Consider the following 24,690-nt stretch of genomic DNA (forward strand, 5'->3'; position numbering starts at 1 on the left):
CTGACCAGCGACCGCGAAGGTAGCGTGGATCGCAGGGGATGGACATGGCCAGGATGCCGCCATCGGTGTTGTGGGCGGGCACGCGGACCAGTTGCGGCGAGCGCTCCGGGAACTGGGTGCCGGCCTGGTCGTGATCCAGGTCGGTGACCTGGTGGATCGCGGACCGGACAGCCTCGGCGTGCTCCACGCGGTCCGCGAGCGGCTCGGCACGGGCTGGGTGCAGCTGGTGGGCAACCACGAGGCCCAATACCTGCCCGGCTCCGAGGCCTTCTGGCCCGATCCCTCGCCACCGCAGGGTGTCTGGGCGAACCGGCCACCGTCACGGAGGCGGCGGATCTGCCGTTCGGGCAGATCCGCGGGGCACTCCACGGTCGTCCACTTCGGCGACCGGAGGTGGACGTGTGACGGGCGGATCCGGCAGCGTGCCACCGTCGACTGGCAGGCGCGGCACGTGCGAGTGCGGGTCGGCGGGCGGATGTTCGTCGGCGTCGATCCGGGCCACGGCCGCAGCGGTGCCAGTGCGTGGCAGCCGTTGGTCTTCGACGATGCCGTGGCGCACGGGGCATCGGCGAAAGCCTGAGTTCTTCTCATCCGGCGAGAAGTTGTTGTACGCGTTGGGTTTCCGCCTCCATGCCGCGCTGGAGGTAGATGCCGAGCGCCTCCCGCCAGGCGGCCTCGGCGTGCGGGTGCCGGCCCAGCGCCACGAGGGTGTGGCCCATGCGTTCGAGGCCGTCCGCGAGGCCGTGCAGGTGCCCCAGTTCCCGCACCACGGCGATGGCTTGTTCATAGTGCTCAACGGATTCCTCGTAGCAGCCGCTCTCGTGCGCGACGAAACCGAGGCACGCGAGCATGGTCGCCTCCCCCGTCCGATACCCCTGTTCGCGGTGCAGGGCGAGTGCGACACGGCTGAAACTCCTGGCCGCGTCGAGCCTTCCCAGGAACGCCGTGAGCCAGCTCATCTGGGCGAGCGTGCGCGCTTCCCACTCCCGCGCACCCATCGCGCGGTAGATGGCGAGCGCGTGGCGGGCGTGCTTGAACGCCTGCCGTGCGTCCCTAGGCCCCCAGGCGACGCCGAGCGAGTAGTGCACTCCGGCCAGGTGAACGGGATCGGCCAAGGCCAGTGCGCGGTGGAGGTGTTCGACGGCGGTCTCGTGGTGCCCGAGGACGACGTGGGCGGATCCGGTCATGTGTTCGGTGCTGGCGAGAACGGCTGCGTTCCGCAGGTGCCCGGCCGCTTCGGCGGCGACCCGCCACATCGCGAGCCGGGCGTGCACGAGGCCTCGGCGCGCCATGAACGTGGTCGTGTGCCACGCCAGCAGCCAGGCGACGGCGTGGCTGCGCTGGTCGAGTGCGGACTGCTGGGCGGCGACCAGGCACGCGAACTCGGCCTCGAACCACGCCTGCGCCGCCTGGTCGTCCGGCACCGGGTCGACGTGCGTGCCGGGGACGACGTGGTCGATCGGCGGCGGGAAGCGGAGCCGGTCCATGGTCCGGTCCGCCGCCCGCGCGGCCTCGAGGTAGTGGCCGAGCACCCGGCGCGTTGCCTCCTCCCGCACGAGGGCCGGCAGGTCCTGGGCGACCGTGGCGGCGTAGGCGCGGACCAGGCCGTGCATCCGCCATCGGCCTGGAACGTCCTGGCACAGCAGGGAAGCCCCTTCCAGGGCGCTCAGCACCTGTCTGGCCCGTGTCCGTGTGACGTCGAGGAGGCAGGCCGCGGCGGCCAGGCCGATGTCCGGGCCCGGAACGGTGCCCAGCAGGGCGAACGCGTCGCGCTGCCGCGGGCACAGGGCGCGCAACGACCACGACAGCACGGCGGGCAGGCTGGCGGAGGGCTCCTCGTTGTCGAGCACGTCGATGACGGCGTCGCGCAGTTCGGCGGCGAGGACCGCCAGCGGCAGGCCGCGGCGGATCTGGGCGTGGGCGATGACGATGCTCAGCGCCAGCGGGAACCCGCCGCACAGCGCGACCAGCCGGCCGGCGGCCTCCGGTTCGGCCTCCAGGCGACCGGCGCCGAGCCGGCGGGCGAGCAGTGCGCGGGCGTCGGCGTCGGCGAGCTCGCTCAGCACCAGGTGCTCGGCCGCGTACCGGGTGACCAGGCCGGGCAACCGGTTGCGGCTCGTGACGAGCACGGTGCACCGCTCGGAGCCGGGCAGCAGCGGCACGACCTGGTCGGTGCTCGCCGCGTTGTCCAGCACCAGCACCATCCGCCTGCCCGCGACCAGGGAGCGGAACAACGCCGAACGGGACTGGACGTCGGCGGGGATGCGGCCCGGTTCGACGGCGAGCGCGTGCAGCAGGCCTCCCAGCGCCTCACCGGCGTCCATCGGCTCCTCCGCCGGGGAGAAGCCGCGCAGGTCGATGAACAGCTGGCCGTCGGTGAACCGGCCGGCGTTGCGGTGTGCCCAGCGCAACGCGAGGCTGGTCTTGCCGATCCCGCCGGTGCCCGCGATCGCCGAGATGAGCACGGTGCCGGTGACGGCGGCGTCGAGGCGGTCCAGTTCCTCGTGGCGGCCGACGAACGTGGCAGGCTCCGAAGGCAGCTGGCGCGGCACCACCGGGAGCGGCGGTGCCGCGGTGAGCCGGGGATCGGCGGCGAGGATCCGCTGGTGCAGCTCGCGCAGCGCGACCGAGGGTTCGGCGCCCAGCTCCGCCCGCAGCCGCTCCCGGATGCGCCGGTAGTGCTCCAGCGCGTCGGTGCCGCGGCCGGCCCGGTGCAACGCCAGCAGGTACTGGTGCGCCACGCGTTCGTTCAACGGGTGGCACGCGACCCGTGCGGCCAGCTCGGCCACCAGTTCCCCGCCCCCGCCGACCGCCAGCCGCGCGTCGACCAGCTCGTGCGAGGCCGCCAGCCGTTCCTGTTCCAGCCGGTCGCGTTCCTCGCGCGCCCACTCGCCGTCGAGGCCGGTCAGCGCCTCCGCCCGCCACAACGCCAGCGCCTCGGTCAGCAACCCGGCCGTGTCCCCGGCTCGGGCACGTGCGCGCAGGTCGTGGAACTTCAGCAGGTCGATCTCGTCGCCGAGCAGGACGTACCCGCCCGGCCGGTGCTCGATCGCCAGGCCCCCGATCGCGGCCACCGCCCGGCGCAACCGGGACACGTAGCTGTGCAAGGTCGTGCGCGCCCGCGGCGCCGCGGAGGCACCCCAGACGCGTTCGACCAGCCGGTCGACCGGCACGACCCTGCCGGCGTCGACCGCGAGCGCGGCGAGGACGCACCGCTGCCTGGGCGCGCCCAGGTCCACCGCTCCCGCACTCACTTCTCCCAGAAGACACAGCACGGAACCTTCACGCGGCAGCGAGCGTCCAGGTTGCCGTGCCGGTGCGAGTACGTCCGGTCAGCTAGCTCCGGTACAACGGGTTCGGGCAGTCGACGTACCGGCTCGCCGCGCCCTCCGCACGCGTCCAGCGCAGCAGCAGGTTCGCCTTCGCGGGCACGAACCTGCTCTCCAGCAACGACATGACCTGGTCACTTCCGTGATCTCTCGCGTACGCGACGAACACGGACCGTGCCTCCGCCCACACGTCCAGGCCGGGGTGCCGTTGCTGCACCGCACCCGCGATCTCGATCAGGTGGTTGACGACGAGGCAGTACTGCAGTCGCTCCCACCCCTTCGCCTCGGACACTCCCCGCGAACCGTCCTGGCCGTCCATCGAGGACAGCAGCTCGGCATGGCGAGGCAGCAGCCGCATGCCCTCGGGATCGCGGTAGATCGCCTGGACCGGCATGCCCTCGGCGTCGACGCCGACCACGACGTTCTGCAGGTGGCACTCCATCACGACGCCGTGCGCGAAGAACGCGTGCAGCACAGGAGGAACGACGACCGAGACGTACTGCCGGAACCAGCGCAGCGCACCATTGGAGTCCAAGCCGTCCAACGGGTTGCCCTCGAAGCCCTCACTGATTCCCGCCGCCAGCAACGGTGTCACGCCGGGAAGCGTGTGCTGCCGGATGCCGTCGCGCACCACGACCGCCAGGCCTTCGAAGGAGTCCGGTGACGTCCGGTAGCCGCGGTCGATCAGGAAGGCCGCGCCGGGGAACGCCGAGGCGATGTCCGCGAACACCGGCCTCAGCAGTCGCGCGAGCGGCGGGATCCAGCGCAGGTCGTGCGCCCACAACCGGCGCACGTCGTTGGTGATCCGCACGTCGAGGCTGAACTTGTAGAACAGGTCGGCCGCCGGGTCGTACACCGTGCGCACCGAGGACGTCGGCCACACCTCGGGCCCGGACACCGGACTTTCGAGCCCCAGCAACGAAAGCTGCCACGGGTGCGCGGGGAGAACACCGGCGGGCAGCGGCACCTCGCCGTCGTCGACGAACGAGCCTTCCAGCTGTGCCAACGAGAAGCTCGCGTGCACCTCGGGCGAATAAGGCAGCCACTCCTGCGCGGGAAGGCCGCCGCGGCCCTTCGGCGCGGGGTGGTAGCGGTGGCCGGCGACCAGCGCCTGCTCGGAGCGCCGGTAGAGATCGGCGGGCGGAGCGGTGCGGGCGTCGAGCACGGCGGCGATGGCCGACCGCGAACCCGCGATCTCGTCCAGGAAGCCGACCGGCGGGTCGCCGAGCTCCTTCGTGACGAGCACGGCGAGTTCGTGCCACGACAACGGCTGCCACGAACCGGTGAACACCTCGGGGTCCGACAGCCAGCGCCCCTCCCGCACGCGCAGCAGCGTGCCGGTGCGGGGCAGCCGGAGCGTGCCGTCCGCCCACTCCCCCACCTCACGGCGCAGGCAGTTCAGCAGCGCCGTCGTCGTGATGCCGTCGGGGTCAGTGCTCGATTCCACCGGTGTCCGCTTCCCTCCGGCGATGTGTCAGGATCAGATCATTCTGACGCAAACACCGGTCGAGTCCGAGTTCGCCGCCGCGCTGGACGGAACACGCGCCGAAAGGTTCATCGCGGCGCTACCCGGAGCCCGTGCGGCGATCCTCGCGCGCCTGCGCCGGGCGTTCGCGATCGAGCCGTTGCCGCAGGTCAGCGTTGATCCGGCCGGGTACTCCCACCCGGTCGACCTCCTCACCGCGCTGCGCTGGCCCCGGTCGGAGAGCTTGATCACGGAGGTCGCCTGCAGCGTGGCCGGACTGGCCCTGTCCCGCACGGCGAGCCCGCTCACGACCCCGTTCGCGCAGAGGTCGCTGGAGGAGCACGAACAGAGCGTGGTCGACGGCCATCCGCTGCACCCGTGCTGCCGCAACCGCACCGGGTTCACCGCCGCCGACCACCTCGCGTACGGCCCCGAGCACCGCCCGGTCGTGCCGCTGCGGCTGCACCCCGCGGCACGGCACGTGGTGTTCGGCGACTGGCCGGACGAGCTGCGCGACGGCGAGCGGATCCTGCTCCCGGTGCACCCCTGGCAGGCGGACCGGCTGGGCGTGACCACCGCCGGCACCCTCGACGCGAGCCCGCTGATGGCGCTGCGCACGCTCTCGGCCGGCGCCTGGCACGTCAAAACGACGCTGAGCGCCCAGATCACCTCGGCCGTGCGGGACATCTCCGGCGGCTCGATCGCCACCGCGACGACGGTCTCCGACTTCCTGGACGGGGCTGTCGAGGGCATCGAACTGCAGCACAACCGGGCATCGGCCGCCGTGCTCACCGACGGCGAACCCGACCGGCGGCTCGGCGTGATCCTGCGCGACAGACCCGTGCCACACGAGGGTGAGACGCTGCTGCCCCTGGCCGCGCTGAGGGGCGCGCCGATCACCGACCCGATCGGCTGGCTCGCGGAGTTCGCCGAGCTGACCGTGCCGCCGCTGATGACGCTGCTCGCACGCGGGGTGGCCCTGGAGGCGCACGAGCAGAACCTGCTGGTCGGCCTGGTCGGCGGCAGGCCGAGCCGGGTGATCTACCGCGACCTCGCCGACATCCGCGTCAGCCCGCGCGCCGGTCTGCCCGAACGCCTGCACGCGAACCCAGAGGCGTTGCGCGCCAAGACGTTCGCGACGTTCTTCGCGACCGCGCTGACCGGGCTGGTCGACGCGCTCGACGCCCCGGCCGCCGACCTGTGGGACGTGGTGGCACGTACCGTCCCGGACACGCCGGACCGGCACGCGCTGTTGCACGATCCCTTGCCCGCCAAGCCACTCACGTTGATGCGCCTGGACCCGGAAACGACGAAGTGGGCCTACCTGCCGAACCCGTTCAGGCCCTGAGCAGCTCCGCGCGGTGCTGCCAGGCCAGCGACAGCAGCGCGGCACCGGCGGCCTGCGTCGGTTCCTGGTGCACGAACCGCTCGACGTTCGAAGCGGTGAACGGGAGTCCGCGCAGCACCTGGCCTTCGTCGTTGTGCGACACCAGGTCCCCGAACAGCTCGTCGAACCGCGAAGCCCCGATCACCGCCACGGTCAGCATGTCGGTGGCGAACGTCAGCGGATCCACGCCCATGCCGAGGTAGAACACGCGGGCCGCCTCCGTGAGCCGCTGCGCGAACGGCCAGGCCGCGTAGTCGGCGTCGTGGATCTCCTCCGCCCCGAGCATCTCCTCGGCGAACTCGCGGATCATGCAGTGCCACAACGAGAAATCGGCCTCGGACGAACCCTGGAACACCCCGACCGGCAGCACCTGGAACATGCCGCCCGCGTGCCCGACGCGCTTCGGGTCACGCCAGTGCAGGAAGAACGTCGCCTCGCCGGAGACCTCGTCGTGCCGCAGGGTGAGCGTGCTGATGGCGACGTTGACCGGCCGCCGCCGGGGATCGCACGGATCACCGACCGCCGAGCGCAACGGCAGCCCGGCGACCCGCGCCGCGTACTCGTGCGCGCAGGCCTCGCCCACGTCGATGCCGTCGAAGTAGCTGCCGAGCCCGAACGTCAGGTGCCGCCCGGTGAAGCCGAGCAGCCGGTAGGTCTCGCGGTTCTGGAACACGGCCGGCGCCGCGAGCGCCGCCATCGCCTCCGAGTAGCTGCCGAACCCGTCGGGCAGCTGCGAGGCGGCCACCACGGGCAACGCGGCGGAGGCCGTCAACTCCAGCGAGAGGCCGGCCAGCGGGATCGGCCCGGCGGGCATCCAGTCCGGCGACGTGAGCAGCGGCGTACCGGCGACCCTGGGCACGTCCGGGTACTCGGCGACGGCCTCGAGCGCCAGCGCGTGACGGTGTTCGAGCAGGTGAGCGCGCACTTCGAGCCACTCGGCAGACGTCGGCATGGATCCATTCCGCGGGTGGGGGGAGACGCCTGGACAGGGCGGCATGACCGGACCACCCCGTGGCCCGGTCTCCGCGTTGTGAGGCTGTCAGGCCCGCCAGCGCCGTGACGCGTGGACGACTTCGCCGACCGCGCGTGCCAGGCTTCCGTCGGCGTCGACGTGGCTCTCGTAGTGCTCTGCCGGAAGCGGCATGGCCACCTCGGGCGGTGCCTCGTACGAGTCGCTGTCCTCCCAACGCAGCCTGCGCGCCGTCTTGACGAACGCGACCGCCGCTGCCAGCAGCAACACCCCGACCACGGCCGGCCACCAGACCGACTCCGCGACCGCGATGGCGAACTGGACCTGGGCCACCACGACGAACACGACAGTCAGTCCGACCACCGACCACGGGGCCGATCCACCGTCATGTCTGCGCTTGGCGGCACCGGTTGCCCCCATTGGCGTCACCTCCACCGATGTTGCCTGGACATCGGCGATTGATCGCACGGAGTTACAGGGCCAAGCGTACTCCCCGAACGTTTCGTCGCAGGCCGTCATCTTCCGCACATCCGCTCACCAGCGCGAAACCCCGCGTACAGGGCGTGCACTATTCACCCTGTGGTGTGATCATCGGCTCGTGTCCGCACTGCACGCGGGAGACCCCGCATCATTCGCCGCCGATGTTCTGGACGAGGGTCCGGCCGAGCTGGAGCACGTGCCCGGAGTGGCGTCCCGGCGGCCCACCAAGACCTGCGCGGGCGGGGCGCTGATCCGCGACTCCACCGGACGCGTGCTGTTCGTCGTGCCGACGTACAAGGCGGTGCTGGACATCCCCGGTGGCATGACGGAGGACGACGAGTCGCCGAAGGCCGCGGCGCTGCGGGAGATCCGGGAGGAGCTCGGTCTCCCGGTGGCTCTGGGGCCGCTGCTGGTGGTCGACTGGACGCCGCGCAACGGGGTCTGGCGCGATTGCCACCAGTTCGTGTTCGACGGTGGTGTCGTGGACGGTGCCGTGGCGTGCGATCCCGAACTGGAAGGCGTGCTGTACCTGACGCTGGACGAGGCGAAGCCCCGCATCTACCCGTCACTGCACCGCCGCCTCACGCTCGCCCTGGCGGCCCTTGAGAGCGGTTCCACGCGGTACGCGGAGTTCGGCAGGGAGGTCTGATGCGGATCGTCTCGCTGCTGCCCGCGGCCACCGACATCGTCGCCGAACTGGGCCTCGCCGGGCAGCTTGTGGGACGCACCCACGAGTGCGACTGGCCCGCCGAGGTGGCAGGCGTTCCCGTCGTCACGAGCACCGGCATCGACCAGGACGCCCTGAGCAGCAGGGAGATCAACTCGACGGTCCACCACGGGTCGTCGCTCTACGGCCTGGACGCGGACCTGCTGCACGACCTCGAGCCGGACGTGATCCTCACCCAGGACCTCTGCGACGTCTGCGCGATCTCCTACCGCAGGGTCACCGACACCGTCCGGATGATGGACGCCGGCCCGGTCGTGCTGAGCCTCGAACCTTCCACATTGGACGACGTGCTCGGCTGCCTGAAGACCGTGGGCGACGTGCTCGGCGTCGACAGCGCGGACAGGATCGCCGCACTCCGGCGGCGGGTCGCCGACGTCGAGCGGCAGACCGGGGAGCTCGTCCGCCCGCGCGTGGCCGCGATCGAGTGGCTCGACCCGTGCTGGCCCGCCGGGCACTGGGTGCCGGAGCAGGTCGAGGCCGCCGGCGGCGTCCCGCTGCTCGCCGGGAGGGGCGAGCACACCGGGCCGATCACGTGGCAGGCGGTCCACGACGCGGCGCCGGACGTGGTGCTGCTCATGCCGTGCGGCTTCCCGCCCGAGCGGACGCTCCGGGAGCTCCCCGCCCAGAACCTGCCGGAGACGTGGGTGCTGGACGGCCCGGCCTACTTCAACCGGCCGGGTCCACGAGTGGTGCGCGGCATCGAGGTCCTCGCCCACGTCCTGCACGGCATCGGAGCAGAACCCTCCGGGAACGAGGCACTTAAACTCGCCCCATGGATCTGAGCGCGTTCCCCCGAGTCTCCCTGGGCACCTGGCCGACCCCGTTGGAGGAGGCGCCCAGGCTCGCGGCGACACTCGGCGCCCCGCCGGTCCTGATCAAGCGCGACGACGTCAACGGCCTCGGCGCCGGCGGCAACAAGCTGCGCAAACTCGAGTTCCTGCTCGGCCAGGCGATCGAGCAGGGCGCGGACACGATCATCACGTTCGGCGCGCTGCAGACCAACCACGGCCGCCAGACCGCGGCGGCCTGCGCGAAGCTCGGGCTGCGCTGTGAACTGGTGCTCACGGCCAAGGTGCCGATGACGGGCGCCGCGTACGAGCGGTCCGGCAACGTCGTGCTGGACCACATGTTCGGGGCGAACGTGCACGTCTGCGCGGACGCCGACGAGACCGTGCGGACGTACGAGAAGGTCAACCACGACAAGGCCGTCACGCTGCCCGTGGGCGGCTCGAACGGGCTGGGAACGCTCGGTTACGTCGCGGCGGCCGTCGAGCTCGTCGGGCAGCTGGACGAACGCGGCATCGACAACGCCACCATCGTCGTGCCGGACGGCAGCGGCGCCACGGCGGCCGGCGTGGCGCTCGGCACCGAACTCCTGGGCTGGCGCGGCACCGTTCACGCCGCGAGCGTGTCGCACACCGCCGCGGACGCCGAGCAGGAACTCCGCACCCTCGCCACGGACGCCGCCGCCCTCCTCGGCGAGCCGGCCCCGGAACTCGGCCACCTCACCGTCACCGACGACACGATCGGACCCGGCTACGGCGTGCCCACGCCGGAGATGTGGGACGTGCTGAAGCTCTTCGCCGAGACCGAGGGCGTGATCCTCGACCCCGTCTACACCGGCAAGGCGGCGGTGAAGTTCCGCGAGATCGCGCCGCGCAGCGACGTGCCGGTCGTGTTCCTCCACACAGGTGGTCTTCCCGGCTTCTACGGTTACGCCCCCGAGGCGGTCGCGCAGTTCTGACGAGCGTGATCAGTACTCTGGTGTGGTGACCGACCTCGCCGACGACCTGGGCCTGCTCCGCGACCTCGAACGGCGGCTGCTCGTCTACAAGTTCGCGATCGAGGAGCTCATGACGAAGCTCCGCATCCTGAGCGAGGAGTTCGACTCGGTCCACCAGCACGACCCGATCGAGCACATCACCAATCGGGTGAAAAAGCCCGAGGGCATCCTGGAGAAGCTGCAGCGCAAGGGTTTTCCGCTCGACCTCGACTCGATCGGCGACTGGCTCGACGACATAGCGGGCGTGCGGGTCATCTGCCCGTTCGTCTCGGACGTCTACCGGGTCAAGGCGATGCTCGCGCGCCAGCACGACGTGGAGATCCTGCACACCAAGGACTACATCGCCGCGCCGAAGCCGAACGGCTACCGCAGTCTCCACCTGATCGTGCGAATCCCGGTGTTCCTGTCGGACCGGGTCGAGCACGTGAAGGTCGAGGTGCAGCTGCGGACCATCGCCATGGACTTCTGGGCCACGCTGGAGCACAAGCTGTTCTACAAGTACGACGACAGCCCGCCCGCGGACTTCGTGGGCGAGCTGATGTCGACGGCGATGATCGCGGCGCAGCTGGACGAACGCATGGAGTCCCTCCACCGGCGCATCCACCAGGACTGACCGCGATCATCCCCCGATCACGGCTTGGTGATCTCCAGTTGCAGCTCGGTCACCCAGTCCGCCGGGTCGCCCTCGCCGTAGTTCAGGTACACCTCGCGGGCGAGCCCGTTCTGCTGGTACCCGTGCGCCTCGATCCACGCCGCCACGGCCTGGTAGGAGGTGTCGACGTCGTCCATCGCGCCGCGGTGCACGATGGTCGCCGCCTCGGCCAGCGCGGGCAGGTCGACGACCTCGAAGTCGTAGGCGGCGGACGGTTCGACGGCCACGGTCACTCCGGCCCGCACGACGACCTGGTCGCCCTCGGCGGACTCGTAGGTCGCGATGCCGTGGCCGCACGGCGCGACCCCGGCGCGGCCGAGGCGTTCGAAGAGCTCCGGGTACAGCGGCTGGATGACCGGGCCGATGTCCTCGGGTCCGTAGGACGCGGCGGTCGCGGTCAGGCGGGCGACCCGGACTGCGGGGACGGGCTTCACGACGATCTCGTCGGTGGGCATGGCGCCTTCTCTTTCCATGGCGCGGAGACGTGCCTCGACCCGGCGCAGCCGCGACTCGTCCGCGAGGATCTGCTGCCGCAGCTCGGCCCGCCGCAACGAAAGCATGCCGTGCAACTGTTCGACGGAAAGCTTCTCGTCGAGCACCACACGCACCTGCTCGAGCGTCAGACCGAGGTCCTTCAACGCGACCAGGCGGTTGAGTCGTTGCAGCTGGGCGGCGGTGTAGAAGCGGTAGCCGCTGGACGGGTCGACGTGCGCCGGCGGGAGCAGGCCGACCGCGTCGTAATGGCGCAGCATCCGCACCGACACGCGCCCCAGATGGGCGAAGTCTCCGATGGTGAACATGACTGCTCCTGTGTAGGGGCTGACACGGTGTGAGGGTCAAGAAATGATGGGTTTGAACAACGCTCCGGGTGCGCACCCTGGGACGTTGACGAGAGGTGGCACATGACGTTCGCACATCCGGCGCTGTTCTACTCCGACGAGGAGTCCTACATCGACGGGACCGTCCCGTTCGTCGTCGAGGGCCTCGCGAGCGCCGAACCCGTCGCCGTGGCGGTACCGGGCAGGAACCTCCAGCTCCTCGAGGAAGCGCTCAGCGGCTTCGCCCACCTCGTCACGTTCCTCGACATGACGGACACCGGCCGCAACCCCGGCCGGATCATCCCGGAGCTCCGCGCGTTCGCCGACCGGCACCGCGGGGCCGTCCGCATCATCAGCGAGCCGGTGTGGGACCTGCGCACCGACGTCGAGTACCCGGCGTGCACGCTGCACGAGGCGCTGGTCAACTACGCGTTCAGCGGACGTGACCTGAGCATCCTGTGCCCCTACAGCACCACAGCCCTCACCCACGACATCCTGGCCGACGCCGAGAAGACCCACCCGGTCGTGATCGACGCGAGCGGCCACCGCCCCAGCGACCACTTCCACCCCGCGCGGGTCGTCGTGGCCGCCCACTCACTACCGTTGACGATCCCGTCCGACGCGGCAAGCACCTCCGTCGGTGCCGGCGCGATGGCGGCGGTGCGGGCGTTCGCCCGTGAGCAGGCCGCCAAGCTGGGGCTGGCTCATGATCGAGTCGACGACTTCACGCTCGCCGTGACCGAGCTCGCGACGAACAGCGTGCGGCACGGCGGCGGCGAGAGCACGGTCCGCGTGTGGTCGGAAAGCAAAAGTATTGTTTGCCAAGTCAACGACAACGGGCACATCACGGATGTTCTGGCTGGCCGGACCCCTGTTCACGCAAACGAACCGGGCGGTCGCGGTCTGTTGCTCGTCAACCGTTTGGCGGACCTCGTGCGCACCCAAACGACGTCCTCGGGCACTGCAATCCAAGTCAGATTCGACCTGACTGACAAAAAGGCAACGTGATCCACATACATTTGGGCGTCTTCGTTATAGCTTGGGCACGTGCACGACGAGGAAGCGACGGAAATCGGTTACACGGGGGCGCGTTTCGGGTCTCCGGCGACCCGTAGACGGCTGCGCACCGACGGAAGTGAAGACTTCAACGGCTCGGAGACGCAACAACTGCCTCGTCAGCAACCGTTGCGCCAACGCCCACCGGAACCGCCACCGGAGTGGCCTGTGCAAGAAGATCAGAACAACAGCCCCGCCAGGGACAGCTCGCTCATCCGTCCCTACGCCCGCACCGGCGGCCGCACCACGGCCCGCCACGACCTGCGCCTGGAAACGCTGCTCTCCACCGAAGAGGACCGGCTCCACCGCGCGACCAACGACCAGGCCGCGATGATGCGGCTGTGCCTGCAGCCGCGGTCGGTCGCGGAGATCTCGGCGCTCATGAAGATCCCGCTCGGCGTCACGCGGGTGCTGCTGAGCGACCTGATCACGCTGAACCTGGTCGCCGTGCACGAGCCGAGCGCCCAGCCGAACGTCGCGCTGCTCGAACGCGTGCTGTCCGGGCTGCGCAAGTTGTAACCGTTCGCCAGCGCGCGGGATCACCCCTGGTCGCCGATAATTCTGACTGTGGCGACCTTCAGCGACGAGACCCCGAAGACACCGGTCACCGAACCCATCCCGGCCGCTCCGCCGACCGCCGCACCGCCCGCGCCGGTGGCCGCACCGAAGAAGCTGCGGCCCACCCGGATCAGCGGCACCTGGATCGCCGTGCTCGTGGCGATCGTCGTGCTGATCTTCCTGCTGGTCTTCATCCTGCAGAACGGCGGCAACGCCACGATCCACTTCCTGTGGGGTCAGTTCAGCCTGCCCCTGGGCGTGGCGCTGCTGTTCGGCGCGATCGGCGGCGCGCTGCTGGTCGCCGTCGTCGGCGCCGCCCGGATCCTGCAGCTGCGGCGTCAGGCCAAGCGGCCCGTGCCGGTCACCGGTCGTCCCTCGACCTCAGCACCAGCTCGACGCGAGAGCTGATCCCGAGCTTGCGGAAGATCTTGCGCAGGTGGAAGTTCACCGTGTGCGGCGACATGAACAGCTGCGTGGAGATCTGCCGGTTCGTCTGACCCTTGGCCACCAGGTTGGCGATGGCCCGTTCCGTGTCGTCCAGGCTGGGCCACCCGGACTCGGGCCGCGCCGGAGCGGTCCTGCGGCGCCGGCCGAGCTTGCGCAACCGGCCGAGGACGCGCGCGCTGTCCCGTGACGCGCCGATCTCCCGGTAGAGCCCGAGCGCGGCCTCCAGCGCCTTCACCGACTCCGACCGGTCCGGCGAGGCCGTGAGCAGCACACCGAGGTCCTCGGACGCGTTCGCGCGCGCCCACAGGTCCCGGTGTTCCCGCGCGGCCAGTTCCAGCGACTTCGCGTCACCGTCGAGCAGGCCGCGCGCGTGGACCGCGGCCGCGCCGATCGCCGGGAACCCCGGATGGTCGTGCGCCAGCCTTTCCGCGTGGTCCACGACGGCGTTCGCCAGCCGCTCGTCCCCCGCCTCCAGCGCACGGCGCAGGAACCAGCCGGCGGCGCGGGGTTCCTCAGCGAACAGTCCCGACGACACCAGGCCTAGGTACTCGGCGCCGAGCAGCGCCAGCGCCTGGTCGAGCCCGGAACCGACGTAGGTGACGAGCACATCGGTCCACTGGTAGTAGGCGCGCGAGAAGAGGACGCCGTCGGCTGGGACCCGGCCTCGACAGCGCTCGACGTGCTCGAGCGCCGCGGGCAGGTCGCCGGTGTGGATCGCGACCATCGCCAGCACCGCCAGCGCCGGCGCGACCACCGCCTCGTGCCCGGTCTCCTCCGCCACGGCCAGCGCGGCGCGGGCCTCGGCCGCGGCCTCCTCGATCCGCCCCGCCTGCAACAGGATCCGGGCCTGCACGACCGCGGTCATGACCCCCCTGGTCACCACCGCGGACGGGCCGCCGCGGACCCGCCGCACCACGTTGCCGGCGTCGGCGAACTCCCGCAGCCCCGCGAGCAGGGTCGCGAGCAGCAGCTGCGGGTACGCGCCGAGGTCGTGCGAGGTGCTCGACCGCGCGGCCTCCCTGGCCAGTTCCAGCGCGGTGCCGGGCCGGCCGGTGTCGCGCGCGATCGCCGCCAGCACGGCCAAAGCCGTTGCCAGCACGTCGTCCGGCGCGCTCTGGCGAGTGCGCACGACGGCCTCGGCCAGCTCCTCCGCGCGGCGCCGGTCGTGGCCGAGCAACGCCATCAGCCGGGTGATCTCCACCCAGGGCGCGAGTTCCGGCGCCAAGTCGGGTTCGCGCAGCAACGCCTCGGAGATCTCCAGCGACTCCGCGTACCTGGCTCCCAGCAACGTCGTCGTGGCCACGCAGTGCCGGAGTTTGGCCGCGGGCTCCGGGGCGACCTGACCGGACAGGGCCTCCTGCGCCAGCGCCTGCGCGGCGGTGAGCCGGCCTGCCGCGGTGAGCGCTCGCACCGCCATGACCGTGCGGTGCACCAGCGAAGCAGACGCTTGGTCGGTCAGTTCGAGCGCGCGCACAGCGAGTTCGGCGGCGGCCTCGGGAGCGTTCCACAGCACGGCTTTCGCGGCCGCGACCAGCCCGTCGATCGACCGGGCGTCGCCGCGCTGGGCACCGTGCAGCAGGTGCTTCGCGGCGAGGACGGCGGAGTCGCCGCGCCCCAGCAGCATCTCGCCGGCCTCGCGGTGCAACGCGCGCCGCACGGGCGGGGGCACGGAGTCGGAGACCAGGCGCCAGAGCAGTTCGTGCCGGAACGCCAGCCTGTCTTCCAGAGTCGTCACGACACCCGCGCGGATGACCTCGTCCAGGGCGGGCAGCAGGATCGCGGTGCTCGACGCCAGCATCTCCGCGACGTCACCGGGTTCGAAGCGCGGGCCGAGCACGGCGGCGACCTGCAGCAGGTGCCTCGCCCCGCCGCTCAACGCGCCGACGCCCTCGCGCAGCAACGCCTCGGTGCGGTGCGGTGGCCGGTCGGCCCTGATCGACGCCTGCCCGGCGCCGGCCAGCACCAGGCCGTCCTCGTGCAGGGCCCGGAAGAGCGCGATCAACGCGGCCGGATTGCCCTGGGCGGTGGAAGCAAGCGCTTTCAGGTCGTGGTCGGGAACGCCGTCCGCGAGGTCGGTGACGAGGTCCTCCACCACGTCGTCCGCCAGCGGCCGCAGCTCGATCCTGGTGGCACCGCGCTGGGCCGCGGCGCCGAACAGGCGGTCCGTGCCCTCGCCGCGGCGGCGAGCGAGCAGCCACACCACCTTCTCGTGGGTGGAGGCGGGTAACAGAGCGCGCAGCGCGGCCAGGGTGCCAGGCTCGGCCAGGTGGAGATCGTCCAGCACGACGAGCGCGGGACCGCCGGGCCGGCGTTCTGCCAGGCGGGCCAACAGGAACGGCTGGTCGAGCTCGTCCTGCGCGGTCGCGACCTCGAAGCCGCGGCCGGCGGCGACGGCGGCGATCTCGGCCAGCAACCGCGTCTTGCCGGTGCCCGCTTCGCCATCGATCAGCACCACACCGGTGCCCGTGTCCAGCACGCCGTTCAGGAGCTCCCGTTCTCCCTCACGGCCGCGGAACATCCCGTCCCGATTCCCCGACACCCATTCTTCCTTTCGCTCCGCGGCGGCGGAGAACAAGCGGTGCATTACCACAACGACCAGCATCGCGACCAGCCCCGAGCGGCCCCCCTACGCCGTTGGGACGACCCCGAAGCGCAGTCGCCGGACTTGACGCTACCCATTCGAGTAGTAGCCCGCGGGATCATACGGGCCTTCATCCTGTTGAGACGGCCACAGCTCAGGAAGCTTTACCTGGGCAAGTGGAGCGCTTTCTCATAGCATCAATTCCGCTGAGCTTTCAGCGGCGGATTGTGGAGAGATCTTGGAAAACCGGCTGAAAGTGTGGTGCGCCGGAATCGGTGATCAGGCGGTGCCGGGCACGACCACGGTGGTGGAAGGCGCACCCGGCACGGGGAAGACGGCGGCCCTGGACGAGCTGGCCGCGCGCTGGGAAACGTCCGGCAGGCAGGTCGTGCGAGCGCGCGGAAGTGCATTGGAAAGCGATCTTCCGTTCGGGATCGTGGCCCAGCTGTTCGATCTGGTCGATTCCGATCTCGTGCCCGCGGAGGCGGCGGGCGCTTTGCGGCTCACCGCGATGACGGCCGATTTCCCCGTGCTGCACGGCGTTTACCGGCTCGCCGCGGCGCTGTCCGCACGGGGCGATCTGCTCGTCGTCGTGGACGACGCGCACTGGGCCGATGCCGCGTCCCTGCGCTGGCTCGCCTACCTGGCGTTGAGGGTGCAGCGGCTGCGCATCGCCGTGGTGCTGGCCGTGGGCCTGGGCGAGCGATGTGACGACCCCTCGTTCAACGAGATCATGGCTTCGTGCCAGCGGGTGACGCTGGACAACCTCACCTCCGCCGAGACGGACCGTCTCGTCTCGGCGGCACTGGGCGAGGCCGCGCCCGAGTTCACGGCCGCCTGCTTCGACGCGACCGGCGGCAACCCGCTGGCGGTGACCCGGCTCGTCAGGGCCCTGGTGGAGGACGAGGTCCCGCCGACCGCGGAGGCCGCCTGGCGGGTGGCCCGGCACGGCGCGGAGGTGTCCGGCGAGATCATGGCGGCCAGGCTGCGCCGCCGCTCCGCCTCCGTCGTGACCGCGGCGCACTGCCTGGCCGCGCTCGGGCCGTCCCCGCACCCCGGCGTGCTGGCCGAGCTGACGCGGCTGAGCCCGGTGGAGCTCGCCGAGGCCGTCCACACAGTCGAACTGCTCGGCGTGGCCGGGCCCGCGGTGCTCGGCGACATGCCCGCTGCGGCACGGGCCGAGCTGCACCTGCGGGCCGCACGCTCGTTGCGGACGCACGGCGCCTCGGACCGGGCGGTGGCCGACCACCTGCTGGAGACCTCGCCGGGCCTGGAACCGTGGGCGGGCGAGGTGCTCGACCGGGCCGCGCAGGAGGCGGTCAACCACGGCGACACGGCCGGTGCCGCGCGGTTGCTGTGGCGGGCGTTGCGCGAACCGGTGGCGAACCCGTCCCGGGCGTTGCGGCTGCTGGGAATCGCCGAGCTGGTCGGCGACCTGCCCGGCGCGACGGCGCGGTTGCGCGAGGCGTTCCAGTCCGATGTGAACGACGCAGACTCCGCAGTCGCGTTGTCCTACGCCCTGCACGCCGAAGGCAGTCCCGCCGAGATCCCGGCGGTCCTGTCTCGTGGACCCGCTTCCGCACGAGCACATCTGGCGGTGCATGGGCTGGTGTGGCAGGAAGCCGTGCCATCGGTCGTCACGCTCGACACCCCCGCCGGGGTGCTGCACCACGTGATGGTCGGGGACATCAGCGCCACCGAGGCGGTCCGGCTCGTCTCCCCCGACGGCGTTCTCGCCGCGCTGACGTCCGCGATGACCCTGAACCTGGCCGACTCGCTGGACGAGGCGCTGGCCGTGCTGGACGAGGTCGACCGGGCGCAGGCACCGGCGTTGCGCGCACTGACGAACGTGATGCGCGCGAACGTCCAGCGTCGCAAGGGAGATCTCACCTCCGCCCGCGCCGACCTGGAGGTGGCGGCCGGCCACCTGCGGCAGGACCGGCGCTGGCACGCCGTCTCCACCTGGCACGCCGCGCTGCTCGCCGACATCCTGCTCGAGGAGGGCCGTCTGGACGAGGCCGCCGCAGTGATCGCCAAGGCCTCGACGGACGAGGCGCGGCGCACGTGGTCGTTCGGCGGTGTGCTGACCGTGCGCGGCCGCGTGCTGACCGCGCGAGGCGACGACCACGACGCCCTGGAAGCGTTCCTGGCCGCCGGACGGCACTGCGCCGCCTGGCCGTACCGCAACCCGGCGGCGCTGTCGTGGCGTTCCGGAGCGGCACTGGCCTGCGCGGCGATGGGCGACGGCGAACGGGCGCGCGACCTCGCCCAGGAGGAGGTGGCGCTCGCCCGCGTCTGGGGCGCGCCGAGGGCGTTGGGCATGGCGTTGCGCGCGGAGGGCAGGGTGACCGCGGGAACAGCCGGGCGGACGTTGCTGGAAGAGGCCGTACGGGTGCTGCGCGCCTCCCCCGCCCGTCTGGAACTGGCGCGCGCGTTGGTGGACCTCGGCGTCGTGGCGCGGCGCCAGGGCGACACGGCGTTCGCGCGGACGTGCCTGCGTGACGCCGTCGACCTGGCGCAGAAGTGCGGATCGGCCGCGATGGCCGCCCGCGCCTACTCCGAACTGGTGGCGACGAGCGCCGGACCTCGGCGGATGCGGCAGACCGGGCCGACCGCGCTCACCCCGACAGAGCACCAGGTGGCGGAACTGGCGGCGCGCGGCCGTTCGGACGACGAGATCGCATCGACGCTGCTCATGGCCCCGACGGCGGTAGAAGGCGTGCTGTCCGGCATTTACCGGAAGCTGGGGGTGTCCGGCCGTTTGCACCTGGCCGATGCTCTGTTCGTGGACTAGTTCGGACCCGTTCAGCCGATGGCCCGCGTTGCGGCATTCGGCCTATCGTCCTGCGCATGGCGAGCGACTTTCAGCGCAGCAAGGTGGATCTGGTCTTCGACGCGATGGACTCCGACGGCAACGGCTGCCTGAACAAGGAGGACTTCGAGCTGCTCGCCCAGCGCTGGGCGGCGTTGCGCGGCAGCGACGAGAAACTGCTGACGCAGGTGATGCTGGGCTGGTGGACCACTCTCCAGTCGGCTGCGGGAGGCGCTGACCAGGTGACCCTGGACGACGTGCTGAACGTCGTCGACGTGCTGCCGGACAACATCGAGCCGGTCCTCGGGACGGCGGACGCGATGTTCGGCGCCGTGGACTCGGACAGCGATGACTACGTCTCCGAGTCGGAGTACCGGATGATGATCGAGGCCTGGCTCGGCCACGCGGAGGCGACCGACTTCGCCAGGCTGGACCTCGACGGCGACGGCAGGTTGTCGCGCAACGAGTTCACGACGCTGTGGGCCGAGTTCTGGGCGGGCGACAACCCCGACGCCGCCGGCTCCTACGTGTTCGGGCCAGTTCAGGCCGCGTGAACGAGGGTGAAGAACTCCTGACGTGACGCGGGGTTCGTCCGCAGCACGCCCTTCAACGCCGACGTGACGGCGCGGGAGCCGCTGACCCGCACGCCCCTGTGCGCCATGCACATGTGCTCGGCCTCGATCACGACGCCGACCCCCAAGGGGCGCAACCGGTCCTGCAAGCAGTCGGCGACCTGCTGGGTGAGCCGTTCCTGCACCTGGAGGTCGCGCGCGAACATCTCCACGACGCGCGCGAGCTTCGACAGGCCCAGGATCCGTTCGCCCGGCAGGTATCCGACGTGCGCGACACCGTGGAACGGCAGCATGTGGTGCTCGCACAACGACTGCACGGGAATGCTGCGCGCGAGCACGAGCTCGTCGTAGCCCTCGTCGTTGGGGAACGTCGTCATGGTGAAGGCGCGCGGGGTCAGCATCTCCGCGTACGCCTCGGCGACGCGGCGCGGGGTGTCGGCGAGATGCACCGAGTACGGGTCCTTGCCCAGCGCCTTGAGCAGGTCCGTGACCGCCTGCTGCGCCGCTTCGACGTCCATGCCGTCACGGTAGGACCGGTGGCCGAATTTAGTCAACAAGAGTAGGTTTTAGAGATGGCCGACCCCGTCGCCGCCGTAGCGGCCCTCGACGAACCGACCCGCCGCAGGCTCTACGACTTCGTGGTGCGCCAGACGTCTCCTATCAGCAAGGACGAGGCTGCACAGGCCGTCGAACTGGCCCGCACGACGGCCGCGTTCCACCTCGACAAGCTGGTCGAGATGGGCCTTCTCACAGTGGTGCACCAGCGGCGGACCGGGCGCAGCGGGCCTGGAGCCGGTCGGCCGGCGAAGCTCTACCGGCGATCGGAGGAGCAGATCGAGGTGTCGCTGCCCGACCGGCGGTACGAGGCCGCGAGCCATCTGCTCACGGACGCCTTGGTGGAAGCCGAGAGCACGGGCGAACCGGCACGCGAGATCCTCCACCGGCGCGCCTACAAGTGGGGCGCGGATCTCGCGGCGCAGGCATCGGGCGGCGTGGCGGAAGCGTTGGCGGACTTCGGTTTCGAACCGCGGGAGGACGGCGGCTCGATCCTGCTGGGCAACTGCCCGTTCCACAGCCTGGCGCACCGGCACACGCAGCTGGTGTGCGGGATGAACCTGTGCCTGGTCAGCGGCCTGCTCGACGGCATCGCCCCGACAACCCACACCCCCCGTCTCGCTCCGTCACCATCCCACTGCTGCGTCCGCCTCGATCGTGTTCCCGGCCCGCACGCGGGGTCCCCGCGTGCGGTCAACCCGCACGCGGGGACCCCGCGTGTTGAAACGATTGGGCCGGGCGGGTGAAGATCGGTTAGACGCCGTCCTCCAGGTCGCCCTCGGTCTCCAGGTAGGCCGCCCGCAGCGCGTCCAAAGTGGACTCCTCCGGGTGCTCCCACATCTTGCGCTCGGCCGCCTCCAGCAGGCGCTCGGCGATGCCGTGCAACGCCCACGGGTTCGACGTCTGCAGGAACTTCCGGGTCTCCGGGTCGAGCACGTAGCTCTCGGTCAGCTTCTCGTACATCCAGTCCGCGACGACGCCGGTCGTGGCGTCGTAGCCGAACAGGTACTCGACCGTCGCCTGCAGCTCGAACGCGCCCTTGTACCCGTGGTTGCGCATCGCGCCGATCCAGCGCGGGTTCACCACGCGGGCCCGGAAGATCCGCGAGGTCTCCTCGGTCAGCGTGCGCGTGCGGACGGCCTCGGGGCGCGTGCTGTCACCGACGTACGCGGCGGGTGCCTTGCCCGTCAACGCCTTCACCATCGTGACCATGCCGCCGTGGTACTGGAAGTAGTCGTCCGAGTCGGCGATGTCGTGCTCACGGGTGTCGATGTTCTTGGCCGCCACCGCGATCCGCCGGTACGCCGACTCCATGTCCGCGCGCGCCGCCACACCGTCGACACCACGGCCGTAGGCGTAGCCACCCCACACCGCGTAGACCTCGGCGATGTCGGACGAGTCGCGCCAGTTGCGGCTGTCGATCAACGGCAGCACGCCCGCGCCGTACGCGCCCGGCTTGGAACCGAAGACGCGCAACGTGGCCCGGCGCTGGTCGCCGTGCTCTTCCAGGTCCTTGAGCATGTGCGCCCGCACGAAGTTGTGCTCCGCGGGCTCGTCCAGCGCGGCCACCAGCTGCACGGCGTCGTCCAACATGGACACGACGTGCGGGAAGGCGTCGCGGAAGAAGCCGGAGATCCGGACCGTGACGTCGATGCGCGGCCGGTCCAGTTCCTGCAGCGGGATCACCTCCAGACCGGTGACGCGGCGCGACTGGTCGTCCCACACCGGCCGGACGCCGAGCAGCGAGAACACCTCGGCGATGTCGTCGCCGGCGGTGCGCATCGCGGACGTGCCCCAGACCGACAGGCCCACCGACGGCGGCCACTCACCGTCGTTCTCGGTGCGGTAGCGCTCCAGCAGCGAGTCGGCCATCGCCTGGCCGGTCTCCCACGCCAGGCGCGACGGGATGGCCTTCGGGTCGACCGAGTAGAAGTTGCGGCCGGTCGGCAGCACGTTCACCAGGCCGCGCAACGGAGAACCGGACGGGCCGGCCGGGATGTAGCCGCCGTCCAGCGCGTGCAGGACGTTCGTCATCTCGTCCGTGGTGCGCGCGAGCCGGGGCACGACCTCGTCCGCAGCGAACTCCAGGATCTTCCGCACGTCCTCGGACTCGTGCAGACCCGCCGCGGCGGAACGGTCCCAGCCCGCGTCCTCCATCGCCTGGACGAGCACGCGAGCCTGTTCCTCCACGGCGTCGACGTCTTCACGGCCCGTGGTCGTGAGCCCGAGGGCCTCGCGCAGGCCGGGCAGCGCGGCGACCTGACCGCCCCACATCTGCCGTGCCTGCAACATCGCGAGCACGAGGTTGACGCGGACGGAGCCCGTGGGAGCCTCACCCAGGATGTGCAGGCCGTCGCGGATCTGGACATCCTTGACCTCGCACAGCCAGCCGTCGACGTGCAGGATGAACTCGTCGAACTCCGCGTCGTGGGGCCGGTCGTCGAGCCCCAGGTCGTGGTCGAGCTTCGCGGCCTTGATCAGCGTCCAGATCTGCGCGCGGATCGCCGGTACCTTGGCCGGGTCCATCGCGGAGATGTTCCCGTACTCGTCGAGCAACTGCTCCAGGCGCGCGATGTCGCCGTAGCTGTCGGCGCGGGCCATCGGCGGCACGAGGTGGTCGACCAGCGTGGCGTGCGCACGCCGCTTGGCCTGCGTGCCCTCGCCGGGGTCGTTGACGAGGAACGGGTAGATCAGCGGCAGGTCGCCGAGCGCCGCGTCCGTGCCGCAGGACGCCGACATGCCGACCGTCTTGCCCGGCAACCACTCCAGGTTGCCGTGCTTGCCGACGTGCACCACGGCGTCCGCGCCGAAGTTCGACTCGATCCACCGGTACGCCGCGAGGTAGTGGTGCGACGGCGGCAGGTCGGGGTCGTGGTAGATCGCGATCGGGTTCTCGCCGAACCCGCGCGGCGGCTGGACGATCACCGCGACGTTGCCGGACCGCAGCGCAGCCAGCACGATCTCGCCGTCCTTCGACTTCGAGAAGTCGACGAACAACGAGCCCGGCGCCTCGCCCCAGTGCTCGCGCATCGACTCGCGGAACTCGTCGGGCAGCGTCTCGTGGAACTCGCGGTAGTCGGCCGCGGCGATGCGGATCGGGTTGCTCTCGAACTGTTCCTGCGTCAGCCAGTCGGCGTCCTGGCCACCGGCGGCGATCAGCGCGTGGATCAGCTTGTCGCCGTCGAGCTCCTGCACACCCGGCAGCTCGTCGCCGATGTCGTAACCGTGCTCCTGCATGGCCTTCAGCAGCCGGACGGTCGACGCGGGCGTGTCGAGCCCGACCGCGTTGCCGATGCGGGAGTGCTTCGTCGGGTACGCCGACAGCATCACGACGACCTTGCGGTCCGCGACCGGGATGTGGCGCAGACGGCCGTGCCGGACCGCGATGCCCGCGACGCGCAGCGCCCGTTCCGGGTCGGCGACGTAGACCGTGAGGCCGTCGGAGTCGATCTCCTTGAAGGAGAACGGAACCGTGATGATCCGGCCGTCGAACTCGGGGATCGCGACCTGGGTCGCGGTGTCCAAAGGAGACAGTCCGTCGTCGTTGGAGTCCCACGACTCGCGGCTCGACGTGAGGCACAGACCCTGCAGGATCGGCACGTCGAGAGCGGCCAGCGCACCGACGTCCCACGCTTCGTCGTCGCCACCGGCGGACGCCTTGGCGGGGTTCGTGCCACCGGCCGCGAGCACCGTCACGACCAGGGCGTCTGCCTCGCGCAGCGTGTCGAGCAGCTCGGGCTCGGCGGTGCGCAGCGAGGAGCAGTAGACCGGCAGCGGCCTGCCGCCCTTGGCCTCGATCGCGTCGCACAGGGCGTGCACGAAGGCCGTGTTCCCGGCGACGTGGTGCGCGCGGTAGTAGAGCACCGCGACCGTCGGGCCCTCTTCCGGCCGGGTCTCCCGTTCCAGCACACCCCACGAGGGGGTGGCGGCGGGGGCCTCGAAGCCGTGGCCGGTCAGCAGCACGGTGTCGGACAGGAACTTGTGCAGCTCGGTGAGGTTCGCCGGGCCGCCGTGCGCGAGGTAGAGGTGCGCCTCCGCGCAGACACCACCGGGCACCGTGGACAGCTCCATCAGCGCCGCGTCGGGCTGCTGTTCACCACCGAGCACGACCACGGGCAGGCCGCCGGCCAGCAGCCAGTCGAGGCCCTCCTCCCACATCCGGCGGCCGCCGAGGATGCGCACGAGGACGAGGTCGGCGCCGTCCACCAGCGCGGGCAGGTCGTCGACGGTGAGCCGGGCGGGGTTGCCGAGCCGGTAGTCGGCACCGCTCGCACGCGCCGACAGCAGGTCGGTGTCGGAAGTCGACAGCAGCAGGATCACGCAGGCTCCATCCCTCGTGGGGTCCTCGCCCCAAAGTGCGGGTGACTGGCGAAGCGGAGTTCCTGACTCCCAGCGGTGTTCGCTGGTCACAGTGGCGGGACCGCGCCGGATTCGCACCGGCTTCCTCCTGCGCTTCGTCGTTCGGGCTCACCCTAACCGGCGGGTTACAGTCCGACCT

Annotated in this window: 20 protein-coding genes and 1 riboswitch; of the genes, 12 read left to right on the top strand and 8 right to left on the bottom strand. The window is 71.1% G+C overall.

Annotation, left to right across the window (positions count from 1 at the left end; all coding sequences use genetic code 11):
• The first annotated feature begins 28 nt into the window (after nt 1-28).
• Nucleotides 29-580, top strand: coding sequence for a metallophosphoesterase (locus LX88_RS42130; protein WP_258953386.1), 552 nt, complete (start codon nt 29-31; stop codon nt 578-580).
• 7 nt (nt 581-587) lie between these two features.
• Here the strand turns inward: LX88_RS42130 and LX88_RS44115 are convergent, their stop codons facing one another.
• A complete protein-coding gene (locus tag LX88_RS44115; protein ID WP_308203494.1) occupies nt 588-3,254 on the bottom strand; it encodes an AfsR/SARP family transcriptional regulator in 2,667 nt (888 codons plus the stop codon).
• An 82-nt stretch (nt 3,255-3,336) separates the two neighbouring features.
• Complete coding sequence (locus LX88_RS42145) at nt 3,337-4,776, bottom strand: IucA/IucC family protein (RefSeq protein ID WP_258953351.1); 1,440 nt, start codon at nt 4,774-4,776, stop codon at nt 3,337-3,339.
• A 22-nt stretch (nt 4,777-4,798) separates the two neighbouring features.
• Here LX88_RS42145 and LX88_RS42150 point away from each other — a divergent pair, with 22 nt between their 5' ends.
• Nucleotides 4,799-6,142, top strand: coding sequence for an IucA/IucC family protein (locus tag LX88_RS42150; protein ID WP_258953352.1), 1,344 nt, complete (start codon nt 4,799-4,801; stop codon nt 6,140-6,142).
• On the opposite strand, the gene LX88_RS42155 is transcribed toward LX88_RS42150, so the two are convergent.
• Nucleotides 6,132-7,133: a hypothetical protein gene (locus tag LX88_RS42155; protein WP_258953353.1), complete on the bottom strand. Its 1,002-nt coding sequence runs from the start codon at nt 7,131-7,133 to the stop codon at nt 6,132-6,134. The two genes, LX88_RS42150 and LX88_RS42155, sit on opposite strands and share 11 nt — an antisense overlap.
• A gap of 87 nt (nt 7,134-7,220) precedes the next feature.
• The gene (locus LX88_RS42160; protein ID WP_143086986.1) at nt 7,221-7,571 is read right to left on the bottom strand and encodes a hypothetical protein; all 351 of its coding nucleotides are present in this window, start codon (nt 7,569-7,571) and stop codon (nt 7,221-7,223) included.
• Nucleotides 7,572-7,749: 178 nt separating this feature from the next.
• Between LX88_RS42160 and LX88_RS42165 the strand changes: the two genes are divergently transcribed.
• Genes LX88_RS42165 through LX88_RS42180 form a run of 4 tightly spaced genes read left to right on the top strand, consistent with a single transcriptional unit; the run spans nt 7,750 to nt 10,754 of the window.
• Nucleotides 7,750-8,280 (top strand): NUDIX domain-containing protein, encoded by a 531-nt coding sequence (locus tag LX88_RS42165; protein WP_258953354.1) that lies wholly within the window; start codon nt 7,750-7,752, stop codon nt 8,278-8,280.
• The gene (locus LX88_RS42170) at nt 8,280-9,140 is read left to right on the top strand and encodes a TroA family protein (RefSeq protein WP_258953355.1); all 861 of its coding nucleotides are present in this window, start codon (nt 8,280-8,282) and stop codon (nt 9,138-9,140) included. The genes LX88_RS42165 and LX88_RS42170 overlap by 1 nt, the downstream gene beginning before the upstream one ends.
• A complete protein-coding gene (locus LX88_RS42175; protein WP_258953356.1) occupies nt 9,131-10,102 on the top strand; it encodes a D-cysteine desulfhydrase family protein in 972 nt (323 codons plus the stop codon). Before LX88_RS42170 ends, LX88_RS42175 begins: the two co-directional genes overlap by 10 nt.
• 25 nt (nt 10,103-10,127) lie before the next feature.
• Nucleotides 10,128-10,754, top strand: a complete 627-nt coding sequence (locus LX88_RS42180; protein ID WP_245983875.1) for a GTP pyrophosphokinase — start codon at nt 10,128-10,130, stop codon at nt 10,752-10,754.
• A 17-nt stretch (nt 10,755-10,771) separates the two neighbouring features.
• Here the strand turns inward: LX88_RS42180 and LX88_RS42185 are convergent, their stop codons facing one another.
• The gene (locus LX88_RS42185; protein WP_258953357.1) at nt 10,772-11,593 is read right to left on the bottom strand and encodes a MerR family transcriptional regulator; all 822 of its coding nucleotides are present in this window, start codon (nt 11,591-11,593) and stop codon (nt 10,772-10,774) included.
• A 102-nt stretch (nt 11,594-11,695) separates the two neighbouring features.
• Between LX88_RS42185 and LX88_RS42190 the strand changes: the two genes are divergently transcribed.
• The 3 genes from LX88_RS42190 to LX88_RS42200 all read left to right on the top strand — a co-directional run bounded on the left by LX88_RS42190 (nt 11,696) and on the right by LX88_RS42200 (nt 13,633).
• A complete protein-coding gene (locus LX88_RS42190; RefSeq protein ID WP_258953358.1) occupies nt 11,696-12,619 on the top strand; it encodes an anti-sigma factor RsbA family regulatory protein in 924 nt (307 codons plus the stop codon).
• Nucleotides 12,620-12,835: 216 nt separating this feature from the next.
• On the top strand, nt 12,836-13,186 hold the full coding sequence (locus LX88_RS42195; RefSeq protein ID WP_170176632.1) for a DUF742 domain-containing protein: 351 nt from the start codon (nt 12,836-12,838) through the stop codon (nt 13,184-13,186).
• Nucleotides 13,187-13,234: 48 nt separating this feature from the next.
• Complete coding sequence (locus LX88_RS42200) at nt 13,235-13,633, top strand: LapA family protein (RefSeq protein WP_372511535.1); 399 nt, start codon at nt 13,235-13,237, stop codon at nt 13,631-13,633.
• Here LX88_RS42200 and LX88_RS42205 read toward each other — a convergent pair.
• Nucleotides 13,587-16,211 carry a helix-turn-helix transcriptional regulator gene (locus LX88_RS42205; protein ID WP_258953359.1) on the bottom strand — a complete coding sequence of 875 codons (2,625 nt, stop codon included), beginning with the start codon at nt 16,209-16,211 and terminating at the stop codon, nt 13,587-13,589. The genes LX88_RS42200 and LX88_RS42205 overlap by 47 nt on opposite strands.
• A gap of 280 nt (nt 16,212-16,491) precedes the next feature.
• Here LX88_RS42205 and LX88_RS42210 point away from each other — a divergent pair, with 280 nt between their 5' ends.
• Both LX88_RS42210 and LX88_RS42215 read left to right on the top strand, forming a co-directional pair.
• Nucleotides 16,492-19,047 (top strand): ATP-binding protein, encoded by a 2,556-nt coding sequence (locus LX88_RS42210; RefSeq protein ID WP_258953360.1) that lies wholly within the window; start codon nt 16,492-16,494, stop codon nt 19,045-19,047.
• A gap of 56 nt (nt 19,048-19,103) precedes the next feature.
• Nucleotides 19,104-19,619: an EF-hand domain-containing protein gene (locus LX88_RS42215; protein ID WP_258953361.1), complete on the top strand. Its 516-nt coding sequence runs from the start codon at nt 19,104-19,106 to the stop codon at nt 19,617-19,619.
• On the opposite strand, the gene folE is transcribed toward LX88_RS42215, so the two are convergent.
• Nucleotides 19,607-20,155 carry a GTP cyclohydrolase I FolE gene (folE, locus tag LX88_RS42220; protein ID WP_258953362.1) on the bottom strand — a complete coding sequence of 183 codons (549 nt, stop codon included), beginning with the start codon at nt 20,153-20,155 and terminating at the stop codon, nt 19,607-19,609. The genes LX88_RS42215 and folE overlap by 13 nt on opposite strands.
• Before the next feature lie 54 nt (nt 20,156-20,209).
• On the opposite strand from folE, the gene LX88_RS42225 reads away from it, so the two are divergent.
• Nucleotides 20,210-20,938, top strand: coding sequence for a helix-turn-helix transcriptional regulator (locus LX88_RS42225; RefSeq protein ID WP_258953363.1), 729 nt, complete (start codon nt 20,210-20,212; stop codon nt 20,936-20,938).
• Between the two features lie 7 nt (nt 20,939-20,945).
• On the opposite strand, the gene cobN is transcribed toward LX88_RS42225, so the two are convergent.
• Entirely contained in the window at nt 20,946-24,512 is a 3,567-nt protein-coding gene (cobN, locus tag LX88_RS42230; RefSeq protein ID WP_258953364.1) for a cobaltochelatase subunit CobN, read from the bottom strand.
• 35 nt (nt 24,513-24,547) lie between these two features.
• Nucleotides 24,548-24,682, bottom strand: a riboswitch (cobalamin riboswitch).
• Nucleotides 24,683-24,690: the final 8 nt, after the last annotated feature.

It is taken from the genome of Lentzea californiensis, from assembly GCF_024648825.1.
GTDB lineage: Bacteria > Actinomycetota > Actinomycetes > Mycobacteriales > Pseudonocardiaceae > Lentzea > Lentzea californiensis.